The sequence below is a fragment of the Thiohalorhabdus sp. genome, assembly GCF_036628635.1.
Lineage (GTDB): Bacteria > Pseudomonadota > Gammaproteobacteria > Thiohalorhabdales > Thiohalorhabdaceae > Thiohalorhabdus.
Genome location: NZ_JAZKRM010000084.1, coordinates 1 through 5,350 on the forward strand (window position 1 = coordinate 1; position 5,350 = coordinate 5,350).

At 60.9% G+C, this 5,350-nt stretch carries 2 tRNA genes and 3 rRNA genes; all 5 read right to left on the bottom strand.

The features are described 5' to 3' along the window. Positions 1-69: 69 nt before the first annotated feature. Positions 70-185, bottom strand: a 5S ribosomal RNA gene (gene rrf, locus V5A19_RS13545). A gap of 87 nt (positions 186-272) precedes the next feature. After that, positions 273-3,207: ribosomal RNA gene (locus V5A19_RS13550) — 23S ribosomal RNA — on the bottom strand. 181 nt (positions 3,208-3,388) lie between these two features. Beyond that, positions 3,389-3,464, bottom strand: a tRNA-Ala gene (locus V5A19_RS13555). Between the two features lie 34 nt (positions 3,465-3,498). Continuing rightward, a tRNA-Ile gene (locus V5A19_RS13560) sits at positions 3,499-3,575 on the bottom strand. Between the two features lie 104 nt (positions 3,576-3,679). Then, positions 3,680-5,231, bottom strand: a 16S ribosomal RNA gene (locus V5A19_RS13565). Together the 16S, 23S and 5S rRNA genes with 2 tRNA genes alongside form the textbook arrangement of a ribosomal RNA operon. Between the last annotated feature and the right edge of the window lie 119 nt (positions 5,232-5,350).

Below are 5,350 nucleotides of genomic sequence, written 5' to 3' on the forward strand. Positions count from 1 at the left end.
CCGGTGCCTCCAAGAAAGGCAAACCCATTAAAAAAGCCCCCGAGGGTTCCCCGGGGGCTTGAGACAAATGCCTGGCGGTGACCTACTTTCGCACGGGGAGGCCCCGCACTATCATCGGCGTGCCGCGTTTTCACTTCCGAGTTCGGAATGGGATCGGGTGGTTCCCGCGGGCTTTGGCCACCAGACAAACCTCGCTAACCAATTCGGGATGTCGCGTCGGCTGTGGCGTTTTGCGCGCTTGCGCGGCGGTGCGGCCGTTGCTTGGGTGTTATATGATCAAGCCGCACGGTCGATTAGTACCGGTCGGCTGCACGTGTTGCCACGCGTCGACCGCCGGCCTATCAACGTCGTCGTCTTCGACGGACCTTCAGGTGGGTTTCCCCCACGGGAGACCTCATCTTGGGAGGGGCTTCCCGCTTAGATGCTTTCAGCGGTTATCCCGTCCGTACTTAGCTACCCGGCCATGCCCCTGGCGGGACAACCGGTGCACCAGAGGTACGTCCACTCCGGTCCTCTCGTACTAGGAGCAGCTTCCCTCAAGTCTCCAACGCCCGCGGCAGATAGGGACCGAACTGTCTCACGACGTTCTAAACCCAGCTCGCGTACCGCTTTAAATGGCGAACAGCCATACCCTTGGGACCCGCTTCAGCCCCAGGATGCGATGAGCCGACATCGAGGTGCCAAACTCCGCCGTCGATGTGAACTCTTGGGCGGAATTAGCCTGTTATCCCCGGGGTACCTTTTATCCGTTGAGCGACGGCCCTTCCATGCGGGACCGCCGGATCACTAAGGCCTGCTTTCGCACCTGCTCGACATGTAGGTCTCGCAGTCTAGCGCCCTTTTGCCTTTGCGCGCACTGCGCGATTTCCGACCGCGCTGAGGGCACCTATCGCGCTCCTCCGTTACCTTTTAGGAGGAGACCGCCCCAGTCAAACTACCCACCTCACACGGTCCCAGAACCGGATCACGGCCCTTGGTTAGAGCACAGAGACGATCAGGGTGGTATTTCAAGGGTGGCTCCCCGACAGCTGGCGCTGCCGGTTCCACGCCTCCCACCTATCCTACACAGACCGCCTCCGTGCTCAGTGTGAGGCTGTAGTAAAGGTCCACGGGGTCTTTCCGTCTTGCCGCGGGTACGGCGCATCTTCACACCGAATTCAATTTCACCGAGCCTCGGGTGGAGACAGCGGGGCCATCGTTGCGCCATTCGTGCAGGTCGGAACTTACCCGACAAGGAATTTCGCTACCTTAGGACCGTTATAGTTACGGCCGCCGTTTACCGGGGCTTCGGTGGCCCGCTTCGCACGGATGCTAACGGGCTCCCTTAACCTTCCGGCACCGGGCAGGCGTCAGTCCCTATACAGCGGCTTGCGCCTTTGCAGAGACCTGTGTTTTTAGTAAACAGTCGTAGCCCCCTGGTCACTGCGGCCCCCTTCCGCTCCACCCGCGAAGGGCTTCACGTACTAAGGGCACCCCTTCTCCCGAAGTTACGGGGCCATTTTGCCGAGTTCCTTCACCCGAGTTCGCTCACACGCCTTGGGATGCTCTCCCTGCCCACCGGTGTTGGTTTCGGGTACGGTCGCTGCCGACCTGATGCTTAGGAGCTTTTCCTGGAAGTCTGGGGTCACCCACTTCGCTCCCTTGGGAGCTCGTGCTCGCGTCTCCCCGTTGGGCCGAGCGGATTTGCCTACCCGGCGAAGGTACACGCTTGAACCGGGACTACCAGCGCCCGGATGGGCTACCCTTCTTCGTCCCTCCATCGCAGTCGACAGCGGTTCCGGAATGTTGACCGGATTCCCATCGGCTACGCCTTTCGGCCTCGCCTTAGGGGCCGACTCACCCTGCGCAGATTGACTTGACGCAGGAACCCTTGGGCTTCCGGCGGGGCGGGTTCTCACCGCCCTTGAAGCTACTCATGTCAGCATTCGCACTTCCGATACCTCCAGCAGCCCTTGCGGGCCACCTTCAACGGCCTACGGAACGCTCCCCTACCATCCGAAACGGATCCACGGCTTCGGCGGATGACTTAGCCCCGGTGAATCTTCCGCGCAGGACGACTCGACTAGTGAGCTATTACGCTTTCTTTAAAGGGTGGCTGCTTCTAAGCCAACCTCCTAGGTGTCTCTGCCGTCCCACTTCGTTTCCCACTGAGCCATCACTTGGGGGCCTTAGCCGGTGGTCTGGGCTGTTTCCCTCTCGACCACGGACCTTAGCGCCCGCAGTCTGTCTCCCCTGATTGCACTTCCCGGGATTCGGAGTTTGCTACGGTTTGGTAACCCCTTCCGGGGCCCCTAGCCGTGACAGTGCTCTACCCCCGGGAGTGAGACAGGAGGGCCTACCTAAATAGGTTTCGGGGAGAACCAGCTATCTCCGGGCTTGATTAGCCTTTCACTCCGACCCACAGCTCATCCCCCGGATTTGCAACTCCGGTGGGTTCGGGCCTCCAGTGGGTATTACCCCACCTTCACCCTGGCCATGGGTAGATCGCCCGGTTTCGGGTCGACCCCCTGCGACTCGTCGCCCTGTTAAGACTCGGTTTCCCTACGCCTTCGCCAATCGGCTTAAGCTCGCCACAGAGGGTCACTCGCTGACCCATTATGCAAGAGGTACGCGGTCACACGCCCGAAGGCATGCTCCCACTGCTTGTAGGCGCACGGTTTCAGGTTCTATTTCACTCCCCTCTCCGGGGTGCTTTTCACCTTTCCCTCACGGTACTGGTTCGCTATCGGTCGGAGGCGAGTATTTAGGCTTGGATGATGGTCCACCCGGATTCACACGGGGTTCCACGTGCCCCGCGCTACTCGGGATCCGGCCCGGCCCTTCACGGTTTCGGCTACGGGGGTATCACCCGCTCTGCCGCGGCGTTCCAGCCGCTTCGCCTACCGCTCCAGGTCCATTTGGCCGTCCCACAACCCCGGCCGGCAAGCCGACCGGTTTGGCCTGGTCCCCGTTCGCTCGTCGCTACTGAGGGAATCGCTGTTGCTTTCTATTCCACCGGTTACTTAGATATTTCAGTTCACCGGGTTGGCCTCAGACACCCTATGTTTTCAGGTGCCGATACCTGGGTTCCCCCAGGTGGGTTGCCCCATTCGGACATCCCCGGATCGAAGCCTGTTTGGCGGCTCCCCGAGGCTTATCGCAGCCTACCACGTCCTTCGTCGCCTGCCTCCGCCAAGGCATCCACCGTACGCCCTTGAGTGCTTGACCATATAACCCCAAACAACGGGGCTACACCGGTGCACCAAGACGCGCAAGCGCCAAAACGCTTGCTCGTGTGTGTCGCGACATCACCGAATTGTTAAAGAGCAACCGAGCCACTCCCCCACCCGGGGAAGCAAAAAAACGGCTCGCCGCTGAGGGGCGTCGCACCCCCAGGGGCCAACCGTTTTGGTGGAGCTGGCCGGGATCGAACCGGCGACCTACGGCTTGCAAAGCCGTCGCTCTCCCGACTGAGCTACAGCCCCGACGGCCTCAGGCACCCCGCCCGAGCCCCAAAAATGGTGGGCCTACCTGGATTTGAACCAGGGACCTCACGCTTATCAGGCGTGCGCTCTGACCAACTGAGCTATAGGCCCGGCCCGTACCGCTCGCCTGGGATGAGGAAGGGTTGTGGGCTCCCGGGATTCCGGAGCACTAAGGCCAGAGCCATCGCCCCTGACTCGGGACGAGCTTTCCTTAGAAAGGAGGTAATCCAGCCGCAGGTTCCCCTACGGCTACCTTGTTACGACTTCACCCCAGTCGCAAGCCATACCGTCGGCGCCGCCCCCCCGAAGGTTGGGCTAGCGACTTCTGGTACAGCCTGCTCCCATGGTGTGACGGGCGGTGTGTACAAGGCCCGGGAACGTATTCACCGCGGCATTCTGATCCGCGATTACTAGCGATTCCTGCTTCATGCAGTCGAGTTGCAGACTGCAATCCGAACTACGGCCGGCTTTTTGGGATTCGCTCCACGTCGCCGCCTCGCTGCCCTTTGTACCGGCCATTGTAGCACGTGTGTAGCCCTGGACATAAAGGCCATGATGACTTGACGTCATCCCCGCCTTCCTCCGGTTTGTCACCGGCAGTCTCCCTAGAGTGCCCGGCCAAACCGCTGGCAACTAGGGATAGGGGTTGCGCTCGTTGCGGGACTTAACCCAACATCTCACGACACGAGCTGACGACAGCCATGCAGCACCTGTCACCCGGCTCCCGAAGGCACCCCGCTATCTCTAGCAGGTTCCGGGCGATGTCAAGCCCAGGTAAGGTTCTTCGCGTTGCATCGAATTAAACCACATGCTCCACCGCTTGTGCGGGCCCCCGTCAATTCCTTTGAGTTTTAGCCTTGCGGCCGTACTCCCCAGGCGCAGAACTTAACGCGTTAGCTTCGGCACGGAGCGGGCGAACCGCCCCACACCTAGTTCTGATCGTTTACGGCGTGGACTACCGGGGTATCTAATCCCGTTCGCTACCCACGCTTTCGCACCTCAGCGTCAGTGCCGGTCCAGGAGGCCGCCTTCGCCACCGGTGTTCCTCCCCATATCTACGCATTTCACCGCTACACGGGGAATTCCGCCTCCCTCTACCGGACTCTAGCGCGCCAGTTTGGAATGCCATTCCCAGGTTGAGCCCGGGGCTTTCACATCCCACTTGACGAGCCGCCTGCGTGCCCTTTACGCCCAGTGATTCCGATTAACGCTTGCACCCTCCGTATTACCGCGGCTGCTGGCACGGAGTTGGCCGGTGCTTCTTGTGCAGGTAGCGTCACCAAGGCCGCCCTGTTCGAACGACCCGGCGTCTTCCCTGCTGAAAGGGCTTTACAACCCGAAGGCCTTCTTCACCCACGCGGCATGGCTGGATCAGGGTTGCCCCCATTGTCCAAGATTCCCCACTGCTGCCGCCCGTAGGCGTCTGGGCCGTGTCTCAGTCCCAGTGTGGCTGATCATCCTCTCAGACCAGCTACGGATCGTCGCCTTGGTGAGCCGTTACCCCACCAACCAGCTAATCCGACGCGGACCCCTCCTCCGGCACTAGCTTGCATCAGAGGCCAGCTTTCCCTTACCCCCAAAAGGGTAAGACGTATGCGGTATTAGCCCGGGTTTCCCCGGGTTGTCCCCCACCAGAGGGCAGGTCACCCACGCGCTACTCACCCGTCCGCCACGCTACTAACCCCCGAAGGGGCGTCCACGTCCGACTTGCATGTGTTAAGCCTGCCGCCAGCGTTCAATCTGAGCCAGGATCAAACTCTCCAGTTCAAACCTATCGCCAGCCCACAAAATGGACCGACTGAACCAGCGCTCAACCCTAGCCTCGCAAGACCCTCGGAATCGCCAAGAGCCCACAACGCTTCCTCATCCCAGATTGTTAAAGAGCC